The sequence below is a fragment of the Cardinium endosymbiont cEper1 of Encarsia pergandiella genome, from assembly GCF_000304455.1.
In the GTDB taxonomy this organism is placed as follows: domain Bacteria; phylum Bacteroidota; class Bacteroidia; order Cytophagales; family Amoebophilaceae; genus Cardinium.
On the sequence record NC_018605.1, the window covers coordinates 846,412 to 872,807 of the forward strand.

20 protein-coding genes and 4 pseudogenes are annotated in these 26,396 nt (G+C 32.8%); 19 read left to right on the forward strand and 5 right to left on the reverse strand.

The window, feature by feature from the left end:
* Nucleotides 1-210 precede the first annotated feature (210 nt).
* The 12 genes and pseudogenes from mutL to AL022_RS03800 all read left to right on the forward strand — a co-directional run bounded on the left by mutL (nt 211) and on the right by AL022_RS03800 (nt 14,331).
* Nucleotides 211-2,001, forward strand: a complete 1,791-nt coding sequence (mutL, locus tag AL022_RS03745) for a DNA mismatch repair endonuclease MutL (protein WP_014934948.1) — start codon at nt 211-213, stop codon at nt 1,999-2,001.
* Between the two features lie 7 nt (nt 2,002-2,008).
* Nucleotides 2,009-3,352: an aminopeptidase P family protein gene (locus AL022_RS03750; protein ID WP_014934949.1), complete on the forward strand. Its 1,344-nt coding sequence runs from the start codon at nt 2,009-2,011 to the stop codon at nt 3,350-3,352.
* A 438-nt stretch (nt 3,353-3,790) separates the two neighbouring features.
* Nucleotides 3,791-4,234, forward strand: a complete 444-nt coding sequence (locus AL022_RS03755; RefSeq protein ID WP_014934951.1) for a transposase — start codon at nt 3,791-3,793, stop codon at nt 4,232-4,234.
* 82 nt (nt 4,235-4,316) lie between these two features.
* A complete protein-coding gene (locus AL022_RS03760) occupies nt 4,317-4,760 on the forward strand; it encodes a transposase (protein WP_014934951.1) in 444 nt (147 codons plus the stop codon).
* An 82-nt stretch (nt 4,761-4,842) separates the two neighbouring features.
* Entirely contained in the window at nt 4,843-6,060 is a 1,218-nt protein-coding gene (locus AL022_RS03765) for an IS3 family transposase (RefSeq protein WP_014934521.1), read from the forward strand.
* Nucleotides 6,061-6,095: 35 nt separating this feature from the next.
* Nucleotides 6,096-6,872 (forward strand): IS3 family transposase, encoded by a 777-nt coding sequence (locus AL022_RS03770; protein WP_420888366.1) that lies wholly within the window; start codon nt 6,096-6,098, stop codon nt 6,870-6,872.
* A 31-nt stretch (nt 6,873-6,903) separates the two neighbouring features.
* A pseudogene (locus AL022_RS03775) lies at nt 6,904-7,257 on the forward strand (Rpn family recombination-promoting nuclease/putative transposase); the annotation flags it as partial.
* A 467-nt stretch (nt 7,258-7,724) separates the two neighbouring features.
* Nucleotides 7,725-9,063: pseudogene (locus AL022_RS03780) on the forward strand (IS4 family transposase).
* Between the two features lie 381 nt (nt 9,064-9,444).
* Complete coding sequence (locus AL022_RS03785; protein WP_014934955.1) at nt 9,445-10,083, forward strand: SMI1/KNR4 family protein; 639 nt, start codon at nt 9,445-9,447, stop codon at nt 10,081-10,083.
* 177 nt (nt 10,084-10,260) lie between these two features.
* The gene (locus tag AL022_RS03790) at nt 10,261-11,232 is read left to right on the forward strand and encodes a hypothetical protein (RefSeq protein WP_148269065.1); all 972 of its coding nucleotides are present in this window, start codon (nt 10,261-10,263) and stop codon (nt 11,230-11,232) included.
* Between the two features lie 277 nt (nt 11,233-11,509).
* Nucleotides 11,510-12,733 (forward strand): IS256 family transposase, encoded by a 1,224-nt coding sequence (locus AL022_RS03795; protein ID WP_420888367.1) that lies wholly within the window; start codon nt 11,510-11,512, stop codon nt 12,731-12,733.
* A gap of 347 nt (nt 12,734-13,080) precedes the next feature.
* Entirely contained in the window at nt 13,081-14,331 is a 1,251-nt protein-coding gene (locus AL022_RS03800) for an SMI1/KNR4 family protein (RefSeq protein WP_014934958.1), read from the forward strand.
* 268 nt (nt 14,332-14,599) lie between these two features.
* Here AL022_RS03800 and AL022_RS03805 read toward each other — a convergent pair whose 3' ends face one another.
* A complete protein-coding gene (locus AL022_RS03805) occupies nt 14,600-15,211 on the reverse strand; it encodes a recombinase family protein (protein WP_014934959.1) in 612 nt (203 codons plus the stop codon).
* 100 nt (nt 15,212-15,311) lie between these two features.
* Between AL022_RS03805 and AL022_RS03810 the strand changes: the two genes are divergently transcribed.
* The 4 genes and pseudogenes from AL022_RS03810 to AL022_RS03825 all read left to right on the forward strand — a co-directional run bounded on the left by AL022_RS03810 (nt 15,312) and on the right by AL022_RS03825 (nt 19,356).
* A complete protein-coding gene (locus tag AL022_RS03810; RefSeq protein WP_014934960.1) occupies nt 15,312-16,058 on the forward strand; it encodes a DUF4158 domain-containing protein in 747 nt (248 codons plus the stop codon).
* Between the two features lie 258 nt (nt 16,059-16,316).
* Entirely contained in the window at nt 16,317-17,267 is a 951-nt protein-coding gene (locus AL022_RS03815; RefSeq protein WP_148269067.1) for a hypothetical protein, read from the forward strand.
* A pseudogene (locus AL022_RS03820) lies at nt 17,231-18,199 on the forward strand (Tn3 family transposase). The gene AL022_RS03815 and the pseudogene AL022_RS03820 overlap by 37 nt, the downstream one beginning before the upstream one ends.
* Before the next feature lie 182 nt (nt 18,200-18,381).
* Nucleotides 18,382-19,356: an IS110 family RNA-guided transposase gene (locus AL022_RS03825; protein WP_014934881.1), complete on the forward strand. Its 975-nt coding sequence runs from the start codon at nt 18,382-18,384 to the stop codon at nt 19,354-19,356.
* A 219-nt stretch (nt 19,357-19,575) separates the two neighbouring features.
* Here AL022_RS03825 and AL022_RS03830 read toward each other — a convergent pair whose 3' ends face one another.
* The gene (locus tag AL022_RS03830) at nt 19,576-20,235 is read right to left on the reverse strand and encodes a recombinase family protein (RefSeq protein ID WP_014934962.1); all 660 of its coding nucleotides are present in this window, start codon (nt 20,233-20,235) and stop codon (nt 19,576-19,578) included.
* A 171-nt stretch (nt 20,236-20,406) separates the two neighbouring features.
* Between AL022_RS03830 and AL022_RS04695 the strand changes: the two genes are divergently transcribed.
* Together AL022_RS04695 and AL022_RS03835 are read left to right on the forward strand one after the other, a co-directional pair.
* A complete protein-coding gene (locus tag AL022_RS04695) occupies nt 20,407-20,562 on the forward strand; it encodes a Tn3 family transposase (RefSeq protein ID WP_014934963.1) in 156 nt (51 codons plus the stop codon).
* Nucleotides 20,556-22,759, forward strand: a pseudogene (locus AL022_RS03835) (Tn3 family transposase); the annotation flags it as partial. The gene AL022_RS04695 and the pseudogene AL022_RS03835, both read left to right, overlap by 7 nt.
* Before the next feature lie 116 nt (nt 22,760-22,875).
* On the opposite strand, the gene AL022_RS03840 reads toward AL022_RS03835, so the two are convergent.
* Nucleotides 22,876-23,850: an IS110 family RNA-guided transposase gene (locus tag AL022_RS03840; protein WP_014934881.1), complete on the reverse strand. Its 975-nt coding sequence runs from the start codon at nt 23,848-23,850 to the stop codon at nt 22,876-22,878.
* 224 nt (nt 23,851-24,074) lie between these two features.
* Between AL022_RS03840 and AL022_RS03845 the strand changes: the two genes are divergently transcribed.
* On the forward strand, nt 24,075-24,317 hold the full coding sequence (locus AL022_RS03845) for a tyrosine-type recombinase/integrase (RefSeq protein ID WP_014934965.1): 243 nt from the start codon (nt 24,075-24,077) through the stop codon (nt 24,315-24,317).
* Nucleotides 24,318-24,461: 144 nt separating this feature from the next.
* Here AL022_RS03845 and AL022_RS03850 read toward each other — a convergent pair whose 3' ends face one another.
* Together AL022_RS03850 and AL022_RS03855 are read right to left on the reverse strand one after the other, a co-directional pair.
* Entirely contained in the window at nt 24,462-25,409 is a 948-nt protein-coding gene (locus AL022_RS03850) for an Rpn family recombination-promoting nuclease/putative transposase (RefSeq protein ID WP_014934967.1), read from the reverse strand.
* A 249-nt stretch (nt 25,410-25,658) separates the two neighbouring features.
* On the reverse strand, nt 25,659-26,366 hold the full coding sequence (locus AL022_RS03855; protein WP_014934968.1) for an IS6 family transposase: 708 nt from the start codon (nt 26,364-26,366) through the stop codon (nt 25,659-25,661).
* Nucleotides 26,367-26,396 lie beyond the last annotated feature (30 nt).

Here is a 26,396-nt window from a genome sequence, read left to right on the forward strand (position 1 = left end):
CTTTCATTCGAAAAGGCGACTGTTTAAATGGTATTAAAAAAAATTAGAACATACAAATTTATAGCTTTTTTCTAAATCTAAAAGCTTGCCCAGCGTTTCATAGGATGGCATAGTAGCCAACCATAACCATTGAAACAAGCCATCCAAAGGCTAACCTGATAAAATTTGTTTTAATAGCACACATATCCTTCATCCTATTCGATTACTACCATGCATACCATTCACCTGCTCTCTGACTTACTGATTAATCAAATAGCAGCTGGAGAAGTAGTGCAACGCCCTGCTTCTGTAGTCAAAGAACTACTAGATAATGCAATAGATGCAGGAAGCAACAACATAAAAATTATTATAAAAGACGCTGGTAAACAACTTATTCAAGTGATTGACGATGGCATAGGAATGGATAAAGTTGATGCTCGAATGTGTTTTGAAAAGCACGCCACATCCAAGATTGCCCATACAGATGATTTATCTAAAATCCAAACCATGGGTTTTAGAGGAGAGGCGATGGCCTCTATTGCAGCAGTAGCACAGGTAGAAATGGAAACCCGCTTACACGAAGCAGCTACTGGCGTTTTCATTGCTATAGAAGGATCTAAAATCAAAAAACAAGAAGCAATTTCTACATCACCAGGCACCAAGATCAGTGTAAAAAATCTATTTTATAACGTTCCAGCACGAAGAAACTTTTTAAAATCTAATCCAGTAGAATTCAAACATATCCTAGAAGAAGTCCAACATGCAGCACTTGCTAGAACAGAAATTGGATGGAGGCTCTACCACAATGATATAGAAATATATAATCTATCACCAGAAAAATTAAGCCATAGAATGGTGCATCTGTTTGGCGAAAGTTATAAAAAACAGCTGATTCCCTGTAAAGAGACTACCAATATGGTGGCAATACAAGGCTATATCGGGAAACCAGAACAAGCAAAAAAAACAAGAGGAGAACAATTTTTATTTGTAAACCAACGCTTTGTAAAAAGTCCATTTTTAAATCATGCCATTAAACATGCATACGATAGACTTTTAGCAACAGATAGTTTCCCCTTTTATGCCATCTATTTAACCATTGACCCTAAATTGATTGACATAAATGTACACCCTACTAAAACAGAAATTAAATTTCAAGATGAAAAAGCGCTTTATGCGATTTTGCAAGCGGCGATTAAGAAAAGTTTAGCTACCCATCATGTAGTCGATTCTTTAGATTTCGACCAAGATACCAATTTTTCTTTGCTGCGTTTTAGCAATCCTATCCAAGTACCCCCCCCCCATTCAACAAAAGAACGAAACTATACACAGTTTAAAGTAGATAAGTCTACTACATCCCTTACATCACCTAAAGATTGGCAAAGTTTATTTCCGGACCACAAAGCAGAGCCTGAAACCTTTCCTTTAAGCCAAAACGTTGGAACCGTCCATTACGAAGAAGGGGCAGGAAGAGCTGTACAACTGTATACCAGCTATATTATTGTTCAAGTACAGTCTGGTGCACTGTTAATTGATCAACAAGCCGCTCATGAACGGGTGCTGTATGACAAGTTTATGGACCACTTTCAAAATAAAAATGGTGCATCACAACAGTTACTTATGCCAGAATATCTAAGTGTAAACGGTGTAGATTATATGGTTATATTAGAAAATAAAGCTATTTTGCGTTCATTGGGCTTTATCATTGACCCATTTGGGGAATCTACTATTATTATTCATGGCTGTCCAGCAGAACTAAAACACCATTCACCAAAGCAATTATTGGAAGGCGTAATAGAACAACTTAAATGGAACAACAACAAGCAAAAATTAGAAACTTCAGAATGTTTTATCAGGGCATTGGCGAAAAAAGCGAGCATACCACATGGTATAAAACTAAATGGAATCGAAATAGATGCACTGTTGGCACAACTATTTTCATCTACTAATACCATGTATACACCAGATGGAAGAAAAATATGTACCAAGTTATCAAAAGACAATTTGGTAAGTTTACTTAAATAACCGCTGCATGGTATCCACCGATGTCAATAGTGGTCAACCAATTACTACATACGATCCTATGCGTTATAGAAACATTGATACAAATCTATTCATAAAGAATAGAAAAAAATTAGAACCCTATCTTGATCCCAATAGCTTAGTAGTATTGCATGCCAATGATTTGATGGCCAAAAATACAGATGGAACGATGCCATTTGTGCAAAATAGTGATCTTTTTTATCTTTCTGGCATTGACCAAGAAGAGACTATTCTACTGCTGTATCCAGATGCCATTAAAAAGGAATGGAAAGAAATTTTATTTATCAAAGAAACCAATCCGGTAGTGGCTGTTTGGGAAGGAAGCAAATATACTAAAGAAGAAGCAAGTCGTGTAAGTGGGATTGTGACGGTGCACTGGTTGAGTGAATTTAAGCGAATTTTTCATACGTTAATGGGTTTGGCCCATCATCTATACCTTAATACGAATGAACATCCAAGGGCAAACTTCCCTATAGCCACTAGAGACAGACGTTTTATTCGCTGGTGCCAGCACCACTACCCCTTGCATGCATATGCGCGGCTAGCGCCGATTATGCAAAAACTACGTGGCATAAAAGACGAGATAGAAATTGCCCTTATACAAACGGCTTGTGATATTACAGCGGCTGGGTTTCTATCTACTATACCAATGGTCCATCCTGGATTAATGGAGTATGAAATAGAAGCATTGTTCTCATATGAGTTTCTTCGAAGGGGTTCAAGGGGGTTTGCTTATGACCCTATTATTGCCAGTGGTGCAGATAGTTGCATTTTACACTATACCAAGAATGATAAGCCTTGCCCACCAGGCGAATTGTTATTGATGGATATAGGTGCAGAATATGCTAATTATGCTGCTGATATAACACGCGTTATACCTATTGATGGGAAATTTACAGCCAGACAACGAAAAGTATATAATAGTGTACTGCGTATATTACAAGCTGCAGAAGGGCTGTTGCGGCCAGGGCTATCTTTTTCAGATTATCATAACGCAATTGGTGGGTGGGTAGAAGAGGAACTGGTTGCACTCAACCTTATAAAGACTGCAGATATTAAAAACCAGCCTAAAGGCGCACCAGCTTACAGAAAATATTTTATGCATGGCATCTCACATCATCTTGGACTAAGCACGCATGACCTAGGCGATACCCATGGCACTATGCTACCAAATATGGTTTTAACAATAGAACCAGGTATTTATATTAAGGAAGAAAAGATAGGTATACGGCTAGAAAATAATGTTGTGATCACAACAGATGGCGTGCAAAACTTAACACAAAACATTCCTATAGAAGCGGAAGCCATAGAGGCATTAATGTCTAAAAAGTAAATTATAAAGCAATCATAAAAATCCTATATTAGGCTTTGTTTTGATAAGAAAGCAGCATACAATATGCTTCTACTAATCTGTTCTGCAAGTTAGCCAATTAGCATCTCCCCCTACTCCATCTAATAAAACGCACTTTTTGCTTAGCTTACAGAACAGACTGACCTACAAGAACCTTTAGGTATTACGACTTCTTGCTTGCGCTACCTGCGTCTTGATCTTATCTGCGTCACTACCATAGCGCTGCCTATTGATATGGTCCCTTACCATACCGCGCAGCTTTGCACCAAGTTGCTTACTGATTACACAGCTATCTTGAACTTCATCAATTTCGTGAACGATAGTAACAAGCTGTATAGTGGACCGAAAAAATCGGACAGAAAATTAGATACTTTGTTTCGTATTGTACTAGTTTTATTGTTTCACAAACGAGTTTATAAAATGGGAAGAAAAAAGGTTAGAAAGTTTAGTTCAGTAGAGAAGACTAAAATAGTCTTAGATTTATTAAAAGAAGAATTGACGTTAGTAGAGTTATCGTCCAAGTATGGAGTAACTAGCAAAACACTTCAAAATTGGAAACATCAGTTTATGGAGCATGCTTATTTAGCTTTTGATCCATCCAAAGTTGTTAGTGCATACAAAGATGAAATAGCTCATTTAAAGGATGAAAATGATTCCTTAGCCAAGACATTAGGTAAAACTACAGTTGAGCGGGACTGGGCAGTGGGAAAGCTAAAGAGCTTGGACTTATTAAGTAAAAAAGGTCTTGTCGAATCCAAGCTTACTCATTTACCTAAGGCAAGACAATGTAAATTATTATCGATTAATCGTTCTTTTTTATATTATAAATCTAGTATAGAAGATAGTTTTAATAAGGAGCTATAGTGGACCGAAAAAATCGGACAGAAAATTAGATACTTTGTTTCGTATTGTACTAGTTTTATTGTTTCACAAACGAGTTTATAAAATGGGAAGAAAAAAGGTTAGAAAGTTTAGTTCAGTAGAGAAGACTAAAATAGTCTTAGATTTATTAAAAGAAGAATTGACGTTAGTAGAGTTATCGTCCAAGTATGGAGTAACTAGCAAAACACTTCAAAATTGGAAACATCAGTTTATGGAGCATGCTTATTTAGCTTTTGATCCATCCAAAGTTGTTAGTGCATACAAAGATGAAATAGCTCATTTAAAGGATGAAAATGATTCCTTAGCCAAGACATTAGGTAAAACTACAGTTGAGCGGGACTGGGCAGTGGGAAAGCTAAAGAGCTTGGACTTATTAAGTAAAAAAGGTCTTGTCGAATCCAAGCTTACTCATTTACCTAAGGCAAGACAATGTAAATTATTATCGATTAATCGTTCTTTTTTATATTATAAATCTAGTATAGAAGATAGTTTTAATAAGGAGCTATAGTGGACCGAAAAAATCGGACAGAAAATTAGATACTTTGTTTCGTATTGTACTAGTTTTATTGTTTCACAAACGAGTTTATAAAATGGGAAGAAAAAAGGTTAGAAAGTTTAGTTCAGTAGAGAAGACTAAAATAGTCTTAGATTTATTAAAAGAAGAATTGACGTTAGTAGAGTTATCGTCCAAGTATGGAGTAACTAGCAAAACACTTCAAAATTGGAAACATCAGTTTATGGAGCATGCTTATTTAGCTTTTGATCCATCCAAAGTTGTTAGTGCATACAAAGATGAAATAGCTCATTTAAAGGATGAAAATGATTCCTTAGCCAAGACATTAGGTAAAACTACAGTTGAGCGGGACTGGGCAGTGGGAAAGCTAAAGAGCTTGGACTTATTAAGTAAAAAAGGTCTTGTCGAATCCAAGCTTACTCATTTACCTAAGGCAAGACAATGTAAATTATTATCGATTAATCGTTCTTTTTTATATTATAAATCTAGTATAGAAGATAGTTTTAATAAGGAGCTTATCAATAAAATAGCTGATATTTATATCGATCATCCAGAATACGGATACCGTTATATATATAACCAGTTATTAGAAGATGGTTTGTCTATAGGAAAAAATCGTGTGCTACATTATATGCGTAGAATGGGCTTATGTGCTGTTTATCCGCGTAAAAAAGTTTTTACTTCTTTTAAGTCTTCTAAATATAAAGCACATGGTTATTTACTAGATAAGTATTGGTTTTCCTCTGGTCAGACCAGGCGTCTTTATGTACCTAAATCAAATCAGGTTTGGAGCGGGGATATAACTTATATTAAAACTAATAATGGATTTATCTATTTTGCAGCTATAATAGACTGGCATAGTAAGGCTATATTGAGCTATAAAGTATCTAACAGTATGGATACAACACTTGTAACAGATATTTTAGAAGAAGCTCTTAGCAAATATCCTGCTCCAGAGTACTTTAATAGCGATCATGGAAGTCAATATACCAGTCATGGTCACATACAATTGTTAAAAAAGTATGGTATTAAAATATCAATGAATGGGCAAGGTAGAAGTATTGATAATGTAGTTATAGAGCGTTTTTTTAGAACAATAAAATATAACTGCTTGTTTATAAATGACTTTAAAAATATTAAAGAGATTAAACAGGGCATTAACGATTACATGCATAAATATAATTACAACAGATTTCATTCTAGTATTAAATATCAAAAACCTATGAACGTCTATCTTACACATGTAAAAAATCAATACGCTAAAGCAGAAATAACACGGAAACAAAATTTATAAAACTTTGTCCGATTTTTTCGGTCCACTATAAGCTTATCAATAAAATAGCTGATATTTATATCGATCATCCAGAATACGGATACCGTTATATATATAACCAGTTATTAGAAGATGGTTTGTCTATAGGAAAAAATCGTGTGCTACATTATATGCGTAGAATGGGCTTATGTGCTGTTTATCCGCGTAAAAAAGTTTTTACTTCTTTTAAGTCTTCTAAATATAAAGCACATGGTTATTTACTAGATAAGTATTGGTTTTCCTCTGGTCAGACCAGGCGTCTTTATGTACCTAAATCAAATCAGGTTTGGAGCGGGGATATAACTTATATTAAAACTAATAATGGATTTATCTATTTTGCAGCTATAATAGACTGGCATAGTAAGGCTATATTGAGCTATAAAGTATCTAACAGTATGGATACAACACTTGTAACAGATATTTTAGAAGAAGCTCTTAGCAAATATCCTGCTCCAGAGTACTTTAATAGCGATCATGGAAGTCAATATACCAGTCATGGTCACATACAATTGTTAAAAAAGTATGGTATTAAAATATCAATGAATGGGCAAGGTAGAAGTATTGATAATGTAGTTATAGAGCGTTTTTTTAGAACAATAAAATATAACTGCTTGTTTATAAATGACTTTAAAAATATTAAAGAGATTAAACAGGGCATTAACGATTACATGCATAAATATAATTACAAAAGATTTCATTCTAGTATTAAATATCAAAAACCTATGAACGTCTATCTTACACATGTAAAAAATCAATACGCTAAAGCAGAAATAACACGGAAACAAAATTTATAAAACTTTGTCCGATTTTTTCGGTCCACTATAACTGAATAAGGACAACTTACCTGCTCCATTAGCCATACCTAGCCTTAAAAAGGCTCTACATGTTTTAGATACTTTAAACTTCACAGATGAAGAAAGAATGGCTTATGAGGATCACTTGAAATGGTTACTCATAGAAGCCAATACAGTCGAAAAATATAGACAAGAAGGTGAACAAAAAGGTAGACAAGAGGGTAGAGAAGAAGGTAGACAAGAGGGTATCCGAATAGGGGAAGAAAAGGGTAAGTTAGAGGGTAAGATGGAAATCGCCAAGGATATGCTTAAAGATGGATTTCAATTAGATAAAGTAATATTATTTACTGGACTATATAAGTCTGATATTCAGTCTATTATATAGATATTGATAGTACGCTATAACATAAAAATAAGAATTCATAACTAATCTAAAATAGAATTAAATCTAGTAGTCAATTGTAGGGTTCTGTCGCATCTGTTTTAAGGGATAGGTTAATTTAGTAATTTTAGTTAAAAATTGACTAAAATGTTTACTATTACACCGCAATTATTTCCCTATTTTAAAGGATTTTGTTCATCACTGGAGTTAATCTTGTGATTTGTCGGCTCTGTCCATTTAACCATACACGTCAAGTTAAGGATATAGTCGTGATATTAAATGATTTTAAGTACGATAAAAATATTTATATGCGTCTGTTTTTTGGAATATAGGTGTGAAGTTAAAGATATGATTTTGATAAAAATAAACACAAGATAAAATTTTTATGAATTTTGATTATGGTATAGGATAAAAAAAAGTTAAAGTATAAGTTCGATTAATTTCATGAACTAAATCAAGGAACTTATACTATGCACAAAGTATCAAAATTATCCGTAGTATTTAAAGAATTTTTTATAAAAAAAGCAAATGCAGTATCCCATATTACCGGTTTTATTAAAAGAAATAGGAAACTTACAGGTTCTTCTTTTATTAAGACATTAGTCTTAGGTAATATGGGAGGTACGGATTTAAGCTTAGAAAACATGTGTAGTTTGTTGCATGAGGATCATGTAAATATTACAAAGCAAGGTTTATATCTAAAATTCAATTCAAATTCTGTTACTTTCATGCAAGTAATGTATAAAGAATGTTTACAGATATTTAAAAGCAATTTGCGACTTGATTGTAAAATTCTTGAACAATTTAATAGTGTAAGACTGCTTGATAGTAGTCAAATAGGCTTACCTAACAGTATGGAAAGTATTTATAAAGGCTGTGGATCTAGTTATAAAGGACGACCTAATAAGGCAAAATCTTCTATTAAATTACAGGTACTATTTGACTATCTAAATCAAAGAGTAGATAGGTTAGAGGTAACTGAAGGTATTAGGTCAGATCAAGGCTACCGAAACTATTTGGAAGATATAAAAAGTAATGATCTACTATTAGCAGACTTAGGATATTTTGTTCCTAATAGTTTTAAACAAATTAATGAAACAGGTGCTTACTTTATCAGCCGCTATAAGTCCGACACTAATATATATGCTACGCATAATGCATCAAAGATAGATTTAATAACCTTGTTAGATCACAAGATTTTCTTAGAAAAAGAGGTTCTTCTAGGAAAAGAATTAAAGCTACCGGTAAGAATGATCTGCCATAAATTAACAAGTGAACAATCATCCAAAAGGAGAAGAAAAGCTAATATGTTAGCTCAGAGTCGTGGATACACCTCTTCCCAAAAAAACCAACGATTACTTGATTGGACAATAATGATTACCAATATTCCAGTTAGTAAGATATCTAGTGAATATATAAGGTCTATTTATCGAGTTAGATGGCAAATTGAGCTGTTATTTAAGCTATATAAAAGCCATGTTAGACTCTTGAAAGTATTAAAGGTAAAATAAACTCTGCAAGAATATTATGTGAATTATATGCAAAATTCTGTGTAATACTTATTTTCCATGGCATAGTAAGCTGTATAAAACTGGAACCTGATAGAGAAATTAGTTTAACTAAAGCGTTAATTGAACTCAAAAGAAGGAGCAAAGAACTATTTGTGATCGTAAATAACAGGTTAGATGATTTACAATATTTTTTAAAAAATTACTCTTAAACTGGTCAATATTTTGCCTGAAAGACAAGTATAGAAAAAAAAGAATATCAAATCTAAATATGATAAAAAAAATAGCTATTAATCCTTAACTTGACGCGTATGCTTATAAAGACAGACTCGGGTAATAGTAAACATTTTAGTCAATTTTTAACTAAAATTAACAAAATAACCGATCCCTTAAAACAGATGCGACAGATCCGCCATTGATTATGACTTATTTATTACTACCGATTATTTATAACGATAGATTCGTTAATAACAAATAAGCATTTACACAATTTTATTTACAAACTCTATTTTGTATACTTAAAGCTTTGTTATACTTTTAGAAAGTATTAGTGGTCAATTAGTTAGTAATCTAATGTCACTAATCTCAATTTATACAAATTATGATTAATACATATTAAAAATTAATCTGTAGTTTCTGTACTTTTTATATCTGTTTTTTAATATAAATAATTTATACAATCATGAGAAAAAATATATTTTATATGGTCAATTTATTCGCTTGTGTGGGAATCGGTGCTTGTAATGGGGTGAATTTTAATAGGATGAATAAGCGTGATAAAAATTTAGGATCCACTTCTAATAGTTCTGTAAGTAGAAGTTTAGTAAAAAATCATGTTGCTGTGAAGAACGATAATAAAACAATAAGGAAAAAGTTTGTAGTTGCTCTTGAAGAGAGAATAAAAGATAAGTTTAATGTACTTTTACCTGAAGCATATAAATCATTTTTGATTGAGCAAAGTGAGAGTATTCTAGATGAAAATTCATTGGGTCCATTTAACATATTTTCTTTTGTAACTCCTAAAAGCGAATCTGATATAAATCCTATGGTGTCTCAGATATTGAAATATTGGCTAGCTGCTAGAAATTCCATGTTAGCAATGGAAAGGTTTACAGAGAAAAAAAGCAGGCAAAAATTTTGGTGTGTAGCTTCCCAGGATGTGAACGGTGTATATATGTATTATTGTATAGACCTAAAGGACAAAAACAATCAATTGCCAGTTTATAAAGTGGATACTGATGGTACGAGACATACTATTCTTAATAGTATTGGGGAGTATGTGCAATACTGTAAAGATCAATACAGTCTTATGAAGAGGTAATAAAAAAGAAAAATTTAAAATAAACGTTTCATATAGACAAAGTATAGCATATGACTATTAAAATTTTTATTAAAAGTTAGATATTTAGGTTGTTTTTTCATTATCAATAAAATAAATAAATAAATAAATAAATAAATATAAAAATATATGTTACTGTATATTCTTCTTATTAGCTTTATGTCGTTTACTAGTTGTACATCTAAATTGAAATATGGTGTGCGGGATGGTATAGAGATAACTGTTCCTTCTTTGAAGAAAAGTTTTAATGAAATAGTTATGGACTATAATGATATGATTTCACAAAATCAGTGGAATCCAGTTCGTACGTATGGTTTTGCTCGTTCTTCGCTCAGTAGTATTACTAAAAATTTTAACCCTGTAGTAAATAATAATTTAGAAGCAGGACTAGGGTATATATTTTTTAATACTCTTTTTTTTGAGCTAAATGAGAAGATAAATAGACAAGGAAATAGTTTTAAAAAAGTTCAGTGGAAGAATAATAGGGAGAAAGAAACGGATAGTAATGTCGAGTATCTTGTATGTCCGAGACCTTGGAAGTATAGAGTGCAGAAAGTTAATAATATTGATTATAAAGTATTTTATTTACCATCTATACAAATGGGTGAGTATTACATGATGCAAGGTGTTCCTAATAGAAATTATAATATTATTGATAATGAAGGACATAGTAATCAAAGGGCTCCTTATGTGACATGTTTTATGCAAGATGGTACTCAAGAAGATCAGCTTCCTTATCCAGTACAAATTGATCACTTACTTAGAGACAATAAGTATTTGATAGAACTTCCTGATAGTTTACATTCAAGAAAGACAAGAGTATTAGATCCTTTTATTCCTTTTTCTGAAACGCAAACTAATAGGAAAGCGTTTTCTTCCAGCGATTTTTGGAGAGATAGGCCAGAGTGGGATAATGTAAAGAAGGAATTTAAAAAATTAAGGAGAATAAGAAATGAAGAGGAAAAAGAGAGGAAGAAGAGAAGTATTGAAGATAATATGCTGAAGAAATGTGACTGTGGAAATAATTTTGATGAGCCACGAGATGGTATAATTCAAGATCATGAACATGGTGATCGTAATGATTTTAGGACAAAATGGGAGGCTAAATTATTGCCTATCAATTTTAGCTAATTGCTGTAATTTTACAGTAAGTGATATAGGCAGATATTAGTTCATATTCCAGGTTGTCTTCTGAAATGTTCGGCTATATTTATATCTTTACAGATATTGTTAATTGAGATGTATTAAGTCCAAATAAAATTTATAATTTATAATTAAATAACTTTACACGTTTTTTTGAAAGTAAAATATGTATTTTTCTTCTTTAAATACGGTGATTTTTGAGTCTGTCTTTATAAGTGTGTAAATATTTTTAGGGTTTATATTTACCTAAATGATAACACTTAAAATAGATAAAAAAAAAGATATATGTAAAGACGGAATAATCAAGGCGATAGAAGTGCTTATAGACTCAGGTGTAGACCTATCGACTCTGTTTGATCAAGGCGGTTTACTGAAACAATTAATCAAACGTCTTGTAGAAAAAGCGTTAGAATCAGCAATGGATAGCCATTTAGGTTATACCAAATATAGTCGTAGTGATTCAGCAAATGCTCGTAATGGTTTATCTAGTAAGCAAGTTATAACTGATAATGGTGTTATATCGGTTGAAGTCCCCAGAGACAGATCATCNAGTTTTGAACCTGTTTTATTACCTAAACGTCAAACAAGAATCCCTGGTTTAGATGATAAGATTTTATCTTTATATGCTAAAGGGATGAGCCTATCAGATATTCAACTTCAAATACAAGAATTATATAGAGCAGAAGTTAGTGAAAGCTTGATCAGTAAGATCACAGATTCTATTATTGAAGATGTTAAGATATGGCAAAATCGTCCCTTAGAATCAGTTTATCCAATTGTTTTTTTTGATTGTTTTGTAGTTAAGGTTAGACAAGATAAACGCATCATGAATAAGTCAGTCTATGTTGCGTTAGGTATAGATCGATTAGGGATAAAAGATGTTTTAGGACTATGGATGAGTGAAAATGAAGGATCTAAGTTTTGGTTAGGTAATTTGACAGAGCTCAAAAATCGTGGTATGCAGGATATGCTGATTGCTTGTACAGATAATTTATCAGGTATGTCTGAGGCAATCGGTGCTGTATATCCTAAAACAGACCACCAACTCTGTATCGTTCACCAAATTAGGAATAGCTTCAAGTATGTATCCTATAAAGATAGGAAAGCATTATCTGCTGATTTAAAGCCAATTTATACATCAGTAAATGAAGAAAAAGCACTAATGGCATTAGAAACTTTTGCCAACAAATGGGATAAACAGTACCCACAAATAGCCAAGGCTTGGTATGCAAATTGGAATAATCTGATGGTATTTTTACAATACCCTAATGCAATACGTAAAGTTATTTATACAACAAATATTGTTGAATCTGTAAATAGTCAATTCCGTAGAGTTACTAAAAATAAAAGAGTGTTTCCTAACGATTTAGCTGTTTTTAAAACCTTGTATCTAACTATTAACTACATAACCAGAAAGTGGACCATGCCTATGCATAATTGGAGTGAGGCTATAGCACATTTTTTAATTAAATTCGAACATAGAATTTAAAACACATAAAAATATTTTACACACTTAAATGGACAGAGCCAGATTTTTTGTAATTTTTACTCTTATATTAATATTTAAATTATTAGACCTTCTGCGAAAGAATGTACTCATTACGAATGATGGCTATAGGATAGATTTTTAGGTAGTTTTTAAGGAAAATGGTTTAATAAAACCTAAACTTATTTATAAGTCTAACAAATGAATTAAAATCACCCTAAAAAGCATATTTTATTTGGTACGTACATAAGTATCAAGTTTCGCAGAAGGTCTATTGAGTAATTAATCAATCTTTATATTGAAATATCATGAATACAAGATTAATTTATATTTTAAATCTATTCGTTTATATGGGAATAAGTGCTTGCAATGGAATGATTCATATGAATAATATGGATAGTGATGAAGGTGAAGAACAATCGTCTCAAAGAAAAAGGGAAGCTAGTACTTCTCCTCAAAGTGGCGTTTCTCCAAAAAAAATAAGCACTAATCCTAGTACTTCAACTTCAGGGGATATTATTAATATAAATGTAAAAGATATAAGGGAAAAGTTTGTAGTTGCTCTTGAAAAGAAAATAAAAGATAAGTTTAATATACTTTTACCTGAAGCATATAAATCATTTTTGATTGAGCAAAGTGAGAGTATTCTATATGGAAATTCATTAGGTCCATTTAACATATTTTCTTTTGTAACTCCTAAAAGCGAATCTGATATAAATCCTATGGTGTCTCAGATATTAAAATATTGGTTGTCATCCAGAAATTCTATGTTGACAATGGAAAGGTTCATAGAGCAAAAAAGCAGACAAAAATTTTGGTGTGTGGCCTCACAGGATATAGACGGTGTATATATGTATTATTGTATAGACTTAAAGGACAATGATAAACAACTTCCCGTTTACAAAGTAGGGAATAATGGAACAAGGTATCCAATATATAAAAATATTGTGGAGTTCGTTCAATATTGTAAAGATCAATATACTAGTATAAAAAATTACAATGATAAAAATAATAAAGGGTCTGAAATAACAGAAAACTTACAAGACGGTGATGTGCTTATGCATGAGTTAGAGAAAATAGAATTTTCAGAAGGTAATAATACGTCATGTCTAAGAGAAAAGTATATCGCTAAATTTAAAGAAAGAGTAAAGAATGAGTTGGGAATAGATCTTCCTGGAGCATATGAATCTTTTTTGATTAAACAAGATGAGAGTATTTTAAAAGAGGAAGAATTAGGACCATTTGAGATCTTTTATTTTGCAACTCCGAAGTTTGATAAAATAGAAAATGATACGATAGATAAACTGTTATCTAATCAAATTGATACGGAATTGATAGTATCAAAGATGCAAGAGTTTACTGAGGAAAGTGATAGCCAAAAATTTTGGTATGTAGGTTATCAGAATGTGAATGACATATATAATGTCTATTATTGTATAGACTTAAAAGATAAAAATAATCAATTACCAGTTTATAAAATAGATACTGATGGTACAAGGCATCTAATTTTTAAGTGCATTGAAGAATTTTCTCAATATTGTAAAGATGAATATAGAAATATGATAAAGTATAATGAAAATAAGCTAAGAGTTTGTAAATAAAATTGTGTAAATGCTTATTTGTTATTAACCAATCTATCGTTATAAATAATCGGTAGTAATAAATAAGTCATAATAAATGGAATCACAACAAATAAATATAGATCCAAATCTACTAAAAGGGGTCATTTGACTCAAAAGCCCGGTTTGTCTGATTTTAGTTATTAAACCCTTGTTACCCAATTGCTTCTGTATGATCCTGACTTTTATTTTCCTTATTAATTTTTATATAATCATTTGAATATCAATTACTTTATATTTTCTATAAAATTCATAATTTTGTATCAAATAATTTTCGTTTGTTAATATATGTGTTTAGTGAGATATGGTTTTTATACTTCAACAAATTAGCTATTTTTCTAACGGACACACCCAAAGTAAGTAATTCGATAATTTTCTCTCGATCCACATCAAACTGACTTTTTTGCAGTGTTCCTTTTGCTTTTTTTGAGGCTAATGCTTCTTTTGTTCTTAAGCTGATAAAATCTCGTTCAAGCTCCCCAAACAATGAAAATAAGGTAACAATCACTTTTGAATTCAGGTCATGTCTATTAAAATCTAGATGCTGCTTTATAATGATAATTCGTACTTGTTGGTTGATTAAGGTATTAACCAGATCAACCACTTCGGTTGTACTTCTCCCTAACCGGCTTAGTTCAGTAACGATTAATGTATCATGAGGGGATAATTTTTTAGTTAATTCATCAATTCTTCTTTGTTTACTATTTTTTGTCGATGATATAGTCACTTCAATATATTGATCAACTCTGAGATCATTCCCCCGTGCATATTCCAGTATTTCATACTTTTGGTGCGTCACATCTTGTTTATCTGTTGAAGCCCTTAAATAAGCTAAAATTTTGCATCTGTTATCTTTTAACATAAATTATACCGTAAGACTTAACATTTTGTAGTGGTTTTATATGGTATATAATATAACCAAAATATTAATCATTTAACGTTCGTTAATAGATATACAAATTATGGCACGGTTATCTATATTAACCAATGATGAAATTAATGCATTATACAAGCTCCCTATTTTAAGTGATGAAGAGAGACCCTACCTGTTTGACCTGGATGATCAAGATAGGGTATATATTGATTCAATAGATAATATCGCTCAGAAAATTAATTACATTTTACAGTTAGGATACTATCGATCAGTCAGTTATTTTTTTTGCTTTACCTTCCATCAAGTTAAAGAAGATGTTCATTTTATATTGCAACACTACTTCCCAATCGCATCATTTCCTAGGAATGGCCTCTCAAAGCACTTTCGTTATAAAAATCGGCGCCAGATATGCAAAAAATATGGTATTAAAGATGTCAATCCCGACTTTTTACGTGAATTAGATAATGAGGCTAAGCGGTTAGTAAAGATTCATATGTTACCTAAATTTGTGTTAACCAGTCTGTTGTCTTTCTGTCAGCATAAATTTTTCATTAAGCCAGCTTATTCCACATTTCAAGATATTGTTTCCCGTGCATTAGCATTCGAAAAAAATCGGCTAAGCAACAAACTCTACTTGTTGTCGGATAAATCGTTACGTGCTCAATTGGATAACTTGCTGAAAAAAGATAATATTATTTACGCCCTTACGTTACTCAAAAAAGAACAGTTGAATTTTAGTACAACGGAGATTAAGCAGACTATTAATAAACAAAAGAGTATTTCTACTTTATATGAATCGTCTAAGCAGTTAGTGAAAAAATTGGGGATTTCATAACAAAATATCATCTATTATTCAGATCTGGCTCAATTTTATACAATTCAGAAACTTCGAACCTTGCGATCGAAAAACCAATCTCGCCTTTATCTTTTTTGTTATGTAAATCACCGGTTACGTAAGATTAATGATCATCTTATTGCCAGTTTTATTCAAAAGGTATTGGTATACCAGAAACAAGGGGATTCATACCAGAAAAAGCAAATAGAATCTCTTGCTTCAACAGATAAACAGTTACGAAACCAAGCATATAAAATCATGCTTGTTAATGTAAATGATAAAATTCCAGATGCTCAAGTCAGATCAAAAGCATTTGAAATTGTGCCCAAGGACGAGTACAGGAAATTTTTATCAGAATTTAAAAAAACAAACTTTTCACGCGACTTTGATCGTTGGCAATTCTATGGTCAAATTACTCAAAAGATAAAACGTAATCTTCGTCCTATTTTTAGGGTTATTGACTTTTCATGTGCTAATGAAGCCCTTCATAATGCAGTTCAATTTCTTCATATGTTTATTGGTACCAATAAACCATTTCAGGATTATTCTATTGAAGATATTCCAGTCGACTTCTTTCCTAAATCATTACAACGATTCATCATGACAAAATCCCATTACGACCCCAAGAAGTGTATTGACTGGGATCGCTATGAATTTATGGTTTACTGGCAATTACAAAAAGGGCTTAATGACACTTCAGTTCATATTCGTGATAGTTATTGTTATCGCCCATTAGAGGATGAATTGATCGATATTGATCACTGGGAAACCCATAAAAACCAGCTTTTAAAAGAGTTAAATATGCCCCTGCTTTCTACCAGTATTGTTGATATTCTATCCACTCTTGAGACCGATATTGAAAATAAATATCAGATAGTTAATCGTCGTATTGTTACTGGAGAAAACACTAGTATAAAATTGAAATATAACAATCGAGGTGCAGTAACCTCTTGGACATTACCTTATGATTCCATAGATGATGGTACCAATAACCTGTTTTTTCAAAAACTTCCTACTCAGAATATTAGCCATATAACTCGATTTGTTGATGGCGTGACAGGATATAGTCGTGCGTTTACGCATCTTCAACCTATCTATTCCAAAGAGCAACCTGAGATAGAAATTATTCATGCCTGTGTTATTGCCAATGCAACGGGAACAGAAATTAAAAAATGGTGGATATCAGTGATATTGACGGTAATGCATTGAAGAAAACGCAAAAAAACTTTATTCGGCCCCAAACATTAAGCCAGGCTAGTGATATAATTATCAATCAGACAGAGCAATTATCTATTTTTAAAGAATATAATCTTTCGGATTATGGGGTTCATGCCAGTGTAGATGGGTAAAAGTTTATAACCCGTTTTAATACTATTAAATCAAGATATGCCAAAAAATACTTTGGTTTAAAAAAGGGAGTTGTTGTTATGACACTTAATGCCAATATGTTACCAATATGCCTTAAGGTGATTGGGGCTAATGAGCACGAAAGTCATTACTTATTAGATTTAGTTGAAAGTAATAATTCCGAAATTAATATTTCGGGAGTTTCTGGGGATATGCATAGTATCAATCGAGTCAACTTTGCATTGATGTATATGTTTGGTTACCAATTTATGCCAAGATTTACCCATTTAGCGCATACTTCGTCTCAAAAATTGGTATGTTTCGGAAACCTAATAGACTATGAAAAAAGTATTATTCGACCAAAAAAAAGAGTCTGTAAAAACCAAATTATCAGTGAATGGGACAAAGTTCTAAGGATATTAGTCTCATTAGCATTAAAACAAACAACACAAGCTAATATCGTTCGTAAGTTATCAACCACCAAGTCAACCAGTCCAACATTAAAAGCATTAATAGGGCTTGATGAGATTATCATGACTGATTACTTACTCGGTTACATTGATGATAAGGAACAACGCTCAGTAGTTCAACGTAGTTTGAATAGAGGAGAATCCTATCATCAATTAACTGCAAGTATTGCAAAAGTGAATGGAGGTAAACAACTTGGCGGTAAAAAAGATATTGATCTAACGATAAATGCAGAGAGTATCCGTTTGATAGCCAATATTATTATTCACCATAATGGGGGTCAACTTGGATATGGGGAATTATTGTACGTCGTACGTTTGTATTAAATAAGACTATCTTATTAAAGAGCTGGAATAAGGTCGCATTGTACCTGGTATTAGATACCGCGCTTAACGTTTAGCCCCCAGCTCTTTTCATCTTAAAAACTGAATAGTTCGCTGGCCATTAAAGCCCGTGTGTGCGACGATAGTTCATGAGATGAATCAATTTAATACAAACATCTAATGATATGAAATACATAGGCATCGATATAGCAAAAAGTAGTTTTGTAGCTGCTTTCCCTAAAGGTAAAGGCTATACTACGGCTACGTATAAGAACGATCCAAATGGCATTGCAATCTTTTTGTCTAAACTTGATAAATGCTTAGATCACTGTGTTTTAGAGGCGACTGGCAACTATGGTTGTTTATTAGTAAAGATGCTTTTAGAAGCTGACCTATCTGTTTCAGTTATTAACCCTAAGCAGATCAAACACTTTACTAAGGTAGTGAACCATATAACGAAAACTGACAAGGTAGATGCGGAACTTATTTCTCTGTATGGATCAAAGATGGAGCCTAAACCCTACAAAATGCCTTTAGCCAGTATACAAGCCTTAAAGCAACAAAAAACACTTTTTGCTCAGTTGAAGAAACAATTGACAATGTGTTATAACTTGCTAGAGTCTTTTAGTGTGTTGCCTAAACCAGACACTGTATCTTTGACTATGGTCAAACAAACTATATCCTATTTGGAAGAACAAATAGTTATATTAGAGCAACAAATGCTTTCTATTACACAGGAAACTTATCAGGATCTCTATAAACGCATTAGCTCTATTAAAGGGATTGGCGATAGAACCACTATGGAACTTATCGTTTCCACTGGTGGAGGTAATCATTTTGAAAGCGCTAAACAGTTCTCTAAATATGTCGGTTTGGCACCTATTTATGAGCATTCAGGCTCATCGGTAAGAAAAAAAGGTCATATTAATCGTCATGGGAACCCGCAATTGCGTTCTTTGCTCTATATAGCTTCTTGGTCAGCTATACGCTTTAATAAGTCCTGTAAAGACTTTTATGAAAGGTTAAAAGAAAGAGGGAAACCTGGTAAAGTGGCTCTTATTGCTGTAGCTAATAAACTTATTAGACAGGTATTTGCTATTATGAGAGACCATACTTTTTATGTAGATGGACATCTATCTAAACTCAAGGCTAACCCTTAGTGTGGTCAGAAAGAAAATATGATAGTCCATAAATCAACAGATTATAAATCTATTATTTGATTATCAATATAAATTATAATTATAATCAAAATAAAACTTAAAAACGAAATATTTTTCTAACAAAAAATTTGCTTATTAACATAGTTCGTTAAGGCTCTATCTATATTATTAAATAGCTTGATTTAGAAAGATTTTAGGATATTAATTTTTATTAAAAAGTTAAAAGTTTTTTTGCTCATCTGTTAAATTATTTAGTATATTCAACCGTTGAATACGACATATCTGTGCCTTGCTGTACCCGGTAGCATATGCAGTTTCCTGTATACTTAGTTTTTTGACATGTCTATAGTATATAACTTTCTTGTGTCTCTCATGATCAGCCTTCTTTCCTTTATATTTACCCTGTTCATGTGCTTTTTTTATTCCTTGTTTTTGCCTATTTAGACGGCTTATCCAATCTTTATAAGACATTGTGGCCATTAGATCAATAATCATATTATTGATAGAGGAAATTACGGCCCGTGTTACTGGATCATTTTTTTCTGGTTGTTGTTTATCTAACGCTTGCCAAGAGGTAGGTATATCCAGACTAACAATTCTGAGTTGATGTTGTTGAATCTTTTTTTTTAGTGTTTCCCAGTCACTGTTTGTTAACCTGGTTAATCGGTCCATTTGCTCTATCAGTAAGATATCATTTGGATGACTATCGGTTAATAACCGTGCTAATTCTGGTCTTTCCAGTTTTGTTCCACTAATATTTTCACGATAGTAACTGGCGATTTTATATCCTCTTTCGTGCACAAACTGATCCATTATATCTTTTGCTCGATCAGCAGACTGATCTTTTGTTGATGCTCTCAAATAAGCTCTTATGAACATGTTTTGATTAGTTAAATTATCTCATATAAATTATATCATTGGATCTATCGCATATAGGTTATCTCATTAATGCNATAATGTTNTATTTTGATTATCTCATTGCGGTGTACCCTTAGGAGATAAGGATTTACATAAAAATTAATCTACAAAATAATCATCAATGCAAACTATATGCCCAGGAGACAAATTTTTTCCCAGTCCGAAAGATCATCATTATTAGCTTTACCTGAAGATGAGCTTACCCTAACCCGAATGGTTTATTTCAGTGCACAGGATTTGGAACTTATTAATATGCACCGTAAGCCATGCAAATGGACTTTCCGATAGGTATGGGACGTTTAGTTCATCGGAATCGGTTCCTGAAATTGGCTCGTGAAGGCCGTAAGATTAGCAGCCGAGATTTGACTAAATTCTCATCAAGCAGAAGATACGCTATTTTGATATGTGTCATCGAGGAAGCGAGAGCTACACTTACAGACGAGATCATAGATTTGCACGATCGGATCTTGAACAAGATGTTCAGCCGTGCTAAAAGCACCCAAGCAGAGCGACTCCAGCAAAGAAGTAAACTTATCCGTTCCAAGAGTTTATTGCAAGTCTAGAAGAAACCCATTCTTTAACCCAAAAAAGTAATTTTGATTCGTTGCATATTATTATTGAGAAATATAGTACGTTACGTAAGTATGCTCCAGGGATGTTGTCTGTATTTGAACTGAATTGTGCGCCAACTGCACAGCCCTTAGTTAATGCTCTGATAATAATCAGAGAGATATATAGAAAGAAATTACGCAAGGTACCATTGACAGCACCGTTAGATTTTATCCCTCCAAGCTGGAGAAAAGTTGTTATTACATCGAACGGAATAGATCGAAAATATTACGAATTATGTGCTCTTAACGAGCTGAAAAGTGCGCTTCGTTCCGGAGATATATGGGTAAAAGGTTCCCGCCGATATAGAAATTTTGACGATTACCTTATTCCTAAAAAGGAGTTTGATAAGTTGATTGAGAGTCATCAGTTACCACTTCCTGTCACTTTTAATTATAGTGAATATATCGATAGGCGCCTCACATTATTGCAAGAACGACTCGAAGAAGTAAATGACATGTCCATTAGTGGTAAATTACCTAATGTTGAAATATCTAATAAAGGGGTAAAGATAGTTCCATTGGACAATATTGTTCCTGAAGAGGTTTCACCTTTAGCAGGTCTGGTTTATAGTATGTTACCTCATGTTAAAATTACAGAAATCCTGGATGAAGTAAATAGCTGGACAGCGTTTACAGATCATTTTTTTCATCTAAAAAATTATACAATACGTCCTGATAATCAGCTACTACTAACTACTATATTGGCCGATGGAATAAATCTAGGAATTGGTAAAATGGCAGAGGCTTGTCCTGGTATCACTAAGTCTTCACTAGAAAATATTCAGGCATGGTATATACGATATGAAACGTATTCAGCTGCTCTTTCTGAATTAGTTAATGCGCAGAGCAAGCAACCTATGGCAATATACTGGGGTGACGGTACTACATCATCTTCAGATGGTCAAAACTTCAAAGTAGGAAGCGTTGGACGATACACTGGACAGGTAAACCCTAAATATGGTCCAGATCCTGTAATTCAGTTTTATACGCATATATCGGATCAGTATAGTCCGTTTTATACCAGGGTGATCAGCGGGGTAAGGGATTCAACTCATGTGCTAGATGGCTTGCTATATCACGAAAGTGATCTAGAAATCCGTGAACACTATACTGATACATCTGGTTTTACCGATCACGTCTTTGCTATGATGCACCTACTTGGTTTTCAATTCTGCCCAAGAATTCGAGATATACATGACAAACGAATGTTTATTCAAGGTAAAGCAGAACAGTATCCGGGAATTTATCCTCTTATCTCAACCAACAGTATTAATCTTAAAGATATCGAATCAAACTGGTCTGAGATTCTACGTCTAGCTACATCCATTAAACAGGGAACAGTTACTGCATCCCTTATGCTCAATAAGTTAGCCAGTTATCCAAAACAGAATGGGTTAGCAAAGTCACTAAGGGAAATTGGTAGAATAGAAAGAACACTATTCATGCTCGACTGGTTTCGAGATCCAGAATTGCGTAGACGTGTGCAAAAAGGACTCAATAAAGGAGAAGAACGAAACGCCCTTGCTCGTGCAGTCTTTATGCACGGGTTGGGTCAAATCAGAGATAGAAGGATCGAAAATCAGAGTTACCGTGCCAGTGGACTGACAATACTTACAGCTGCAATCACACTATGGAACACTGTTTATATACAAAGAGCTGTAGATACTATCAAAAAACAGGGTATAAAAATCAATGATCAACTTTTATCTCACTTATCTCCATTAGGATGGGAGCATATCAATCTGACAGGAAATTATATTTGGCCAAGAAAAACCAAAATAATCTCAGGTAAATTCAAAAAACTAAGACCGAATAAAATAGAAGAGTACAAAAAAAGCTTAACGAACTATGTTAATAAGCAAATTTTTTGTTAGAAAAATATTTCGTTTTTAAGTTTTATTTTGATTATAATTATAATTTATATTGATAATCAAATAATAGATTTATAATCTGTTGATTTATGGACTATCATATTTTCTTTCTGACCACACTAAGGGTTAGCCTTGAGTTTAGATAGATGTCCATCTACATAAAAAGTATGGTCTCTCATAATAGCAAATACCTGTCTAATAAGTTTATTAGCTACAGCAATAAGAGCCACTTTACCAGGTTTCCCTCTTTCTTTTAACCTTTCATAAAAGTCTTTACAGGACTTATTAAAGCGTATAGCTGACCAAGAAGCTATATAGAGCAAAGAACGCAATTGCGGGTTCCCATGACGATTAATATGACCTTTTTTTCTTACCGATGAGCCTGAATGCTCATAAATAGGTGCCAAACCGACATATTTAGAGAACTGTTTAGCGCTTTCAAAATGATTACCTCCACCAGTGGAAACGATAAGTTCCATAGTGGTTCTATCGCCAATCCCTTTAATAGAGCTAATGCGTTTATAGAGATCCTGATAAGTTTCCTGTGTAATAGAAAGCATTTGTTGCTCTAATATAACTATTTGTTCTTCCAAATAGGATATAGTTTGTTTGACCATAGTCAAAGATACAGTGTCTGGTTTAGGCAACACACTAAAAGACTCTAGCAAGTTATAACACATTGTCAATTGTTTCTTCAACTGAGCAAAAAGTGTTTTTTGTTGCTTTAAGGCTTGTATACTGGCTAAAGGCATTTTGTAGGGTTTAGGCTCCATCTTTGATCCATACAGAGAAATAAGTTCCGCATCTACCTTGTCAGTTTTCGTTATATGGTTCACTACCTTAGTAAAGTGTTTGATCTGCTTAGGGTTAATAACTGAAACAGATAGGTCAGCTTCTAAAAGCATCTTTACTAATAAACAACCATAGTTGCCAGTCGCCTCTAAAACACAGTGATCTAAGCATTTATCAAGTTTAGACAAAAAGATTGCAATGCCATTTGGATCGTTCTTATACGTAGCCGTAGTATAGCCTTTACCTTTAGGGAAAGCAGCTACAAAACTACTTTTTGCTATATCGATGCCTATGTATTTCATATCATTAGATGTTTGTATTAAATTGATTCATCTCATGAACTATCGTCGCACACACGGGCTTTAATGGCCAGCGAACTATTCAGTTTTTAAGATGAAAAGAGCTGGGGGCTAAACGTTAAGCGCGGTATCTAATACCAGGTACAATGCGACCTTATTCCAGCTCTTTAATAAGATAGTCTTATTTAATACAAACGTACGACGTACAATAATTCCCCATATCCAAGTTGACCCCTATTGGAATAAGGCAAGTACAAAAAATTATTAAACAGATTNCTAACACAGCAAAAATAACACAAGAAGTTAGTCCTCATGTCTTGCGTCATACTTTTGCCACNTTNGCACTNCAAAAAGGNATATCGTTGGCATCNGTACAAAAGATACTTGGACANGATAGACTAATGACCACAGCAATCTATCTCAATTTTACAGATGCACATGTTATGGAGGAATATGCCACTAAGTGGTAAGCGCTTAGCGTGTATTTACGAACGATTTTGCCTAGTACCCTTATTGCAAAAGTATATAATCAAAAGTTGAGTAAAGACTTGAGAAATGCTATTATTAAAAGTAAAATAGAGAGAAATAAAAGGTTTAAAAATAAATAAAATATGTTATATAATAGACTGAATATCAGACTTAGATAGTCCAGTAAATAATATTACTTTATCTAATTGAAATCCATCTTTAAGCATCGCCTTGGCGATTTCCAGCTTACCCTCTAACTTACCCTTTTCTTCCCCTATTCGGATACCTTTTTCTTCCCCTATTCGGATACCTTTTTCTTCCCCTATTCGGATACCCTCTTGTCTACCTTTTTGTTCACCTTCTTGTCTATATTTTTCGACTGTATTGGCTTCTATGAGTAACCATTTCAAGTGATCCTCATAAGCCATTCTTTCTTCATCGGTAAAGTTTAACGTATCTAAAACGTGTAAGGCCTTTTTGAGGCTGGGGATTGATAAAGGACCAGGTAAGTTATCCTTATTCAGTAAATCATGACGCGTAAGAAAAGCCGTCCAGATATCTAATGATGTTTTGATTTTTTTCAATAAACTGGTCAGATTCTCATCTGGATCTTTACTAAACTTAGTCAACTCTATTGTATGCAATTCNAAATCATGAAAATAAGATATACCACTCTCTTTTTCTGTAATACGAAAGACGTTATGATACTTTTTATTATCTGCTATAGANATAAAGTTAAGGATATGAATTCCTATTGCTTTATTCAACTTAGAATAACCTTGAGATACCTTTAATTGATCTGTATATAACTTAGCCCAATAATATAAAGCGCGTTTATCATAATCTGCTTCATCTGTGATTTGGATCTCTATATTAAACCTTTTCCCAGTTTCACTTATCGCTTTAATATCTAAAATAGATAGTTTGTCGCTTCTAAAATTTTTTGGGTTATAAGGATTTAATAACTTAACATCTACTACCTGATCTTCTGGAGAGACCGTAGCATTGATCAACTCAATAAGCAAATCTTTATTTTCTTCTACCCCAAATATTTTTTTAAAGGCTAAATCTACTTTTGGTGTAATTTTGTCCATAAAATATTNTATCNATTTGTCGGCAATCAGAGCTATATAAGCTCTTTATACCCTACAATATACANANTTTTTCTCTCCTNNTTTTTTAGTATACTATAGCCCCTGAATAATCTTTAATATTTTATGAAATGTGTTGTCTTGTTAAACGGTCNTTTTACAAGACAACCAAATTACCTACCTAAAATAACGGCTCTGTCGCATCTATGTTTAATTTTTGTTAGGTCTCTCTTTTGTCTTTAATTTTGTCTATTATGCGGCCATAAGTTTGGCAAAGTTCTCAAAAGTAGATTCTTGTTTTTTAGCTCCTATTAATTGTCCTTTTTGAATGATTCTAATGTTTTCTATTCCTGTGATGGTAATGTTAGCCGAATGGAAACTCTTAAATCCCAACATAGGTTTTATCCGTTTTTTGATAAACCTATGATCTTGTTCGACTCTATTATTTAAGTATTTGTTTTGAAATATTTGAATCTTGTGATCTTGATCTAGTTCTGTATTTAATGCATCAAGTGCAGCTTTATTACTACCGCTTTTGTCAACTACCACTTTGGATGGAGTGTTATTATCTTTGATAGCCTTACTAAAAAAATAAAGAGCTTCAGACTTATCTCTACGTTCACTTAGAAAAAAATCAACTGTATCTCCATAACGATCTACTGCTCTATATAAATAAATNCACTTACCATTTAGTTTCACGTAAGTTTCATCCATTCTCCAGCTAATACCAACTGGGCGTTTTCTTTTTCTTACTTCTTGATCTATGAGTGGAATGAACTTAATGACCCACCTTTGTAAGGTAGAGTGATCAATCTTTGCACCTCTTNTATGCATCATTTCTTCTAGATCTCTATAGCTTAAAGAAAAACGACATTTCATGTAGACAAATAACAAGATTAACTCNGGTGAAGAACAAAATCCTTTAAAATAGGGCAATAATCTGANGGTAATAGTAAACATTTTGGTCAATTTTTGACTAAAATTAATAAA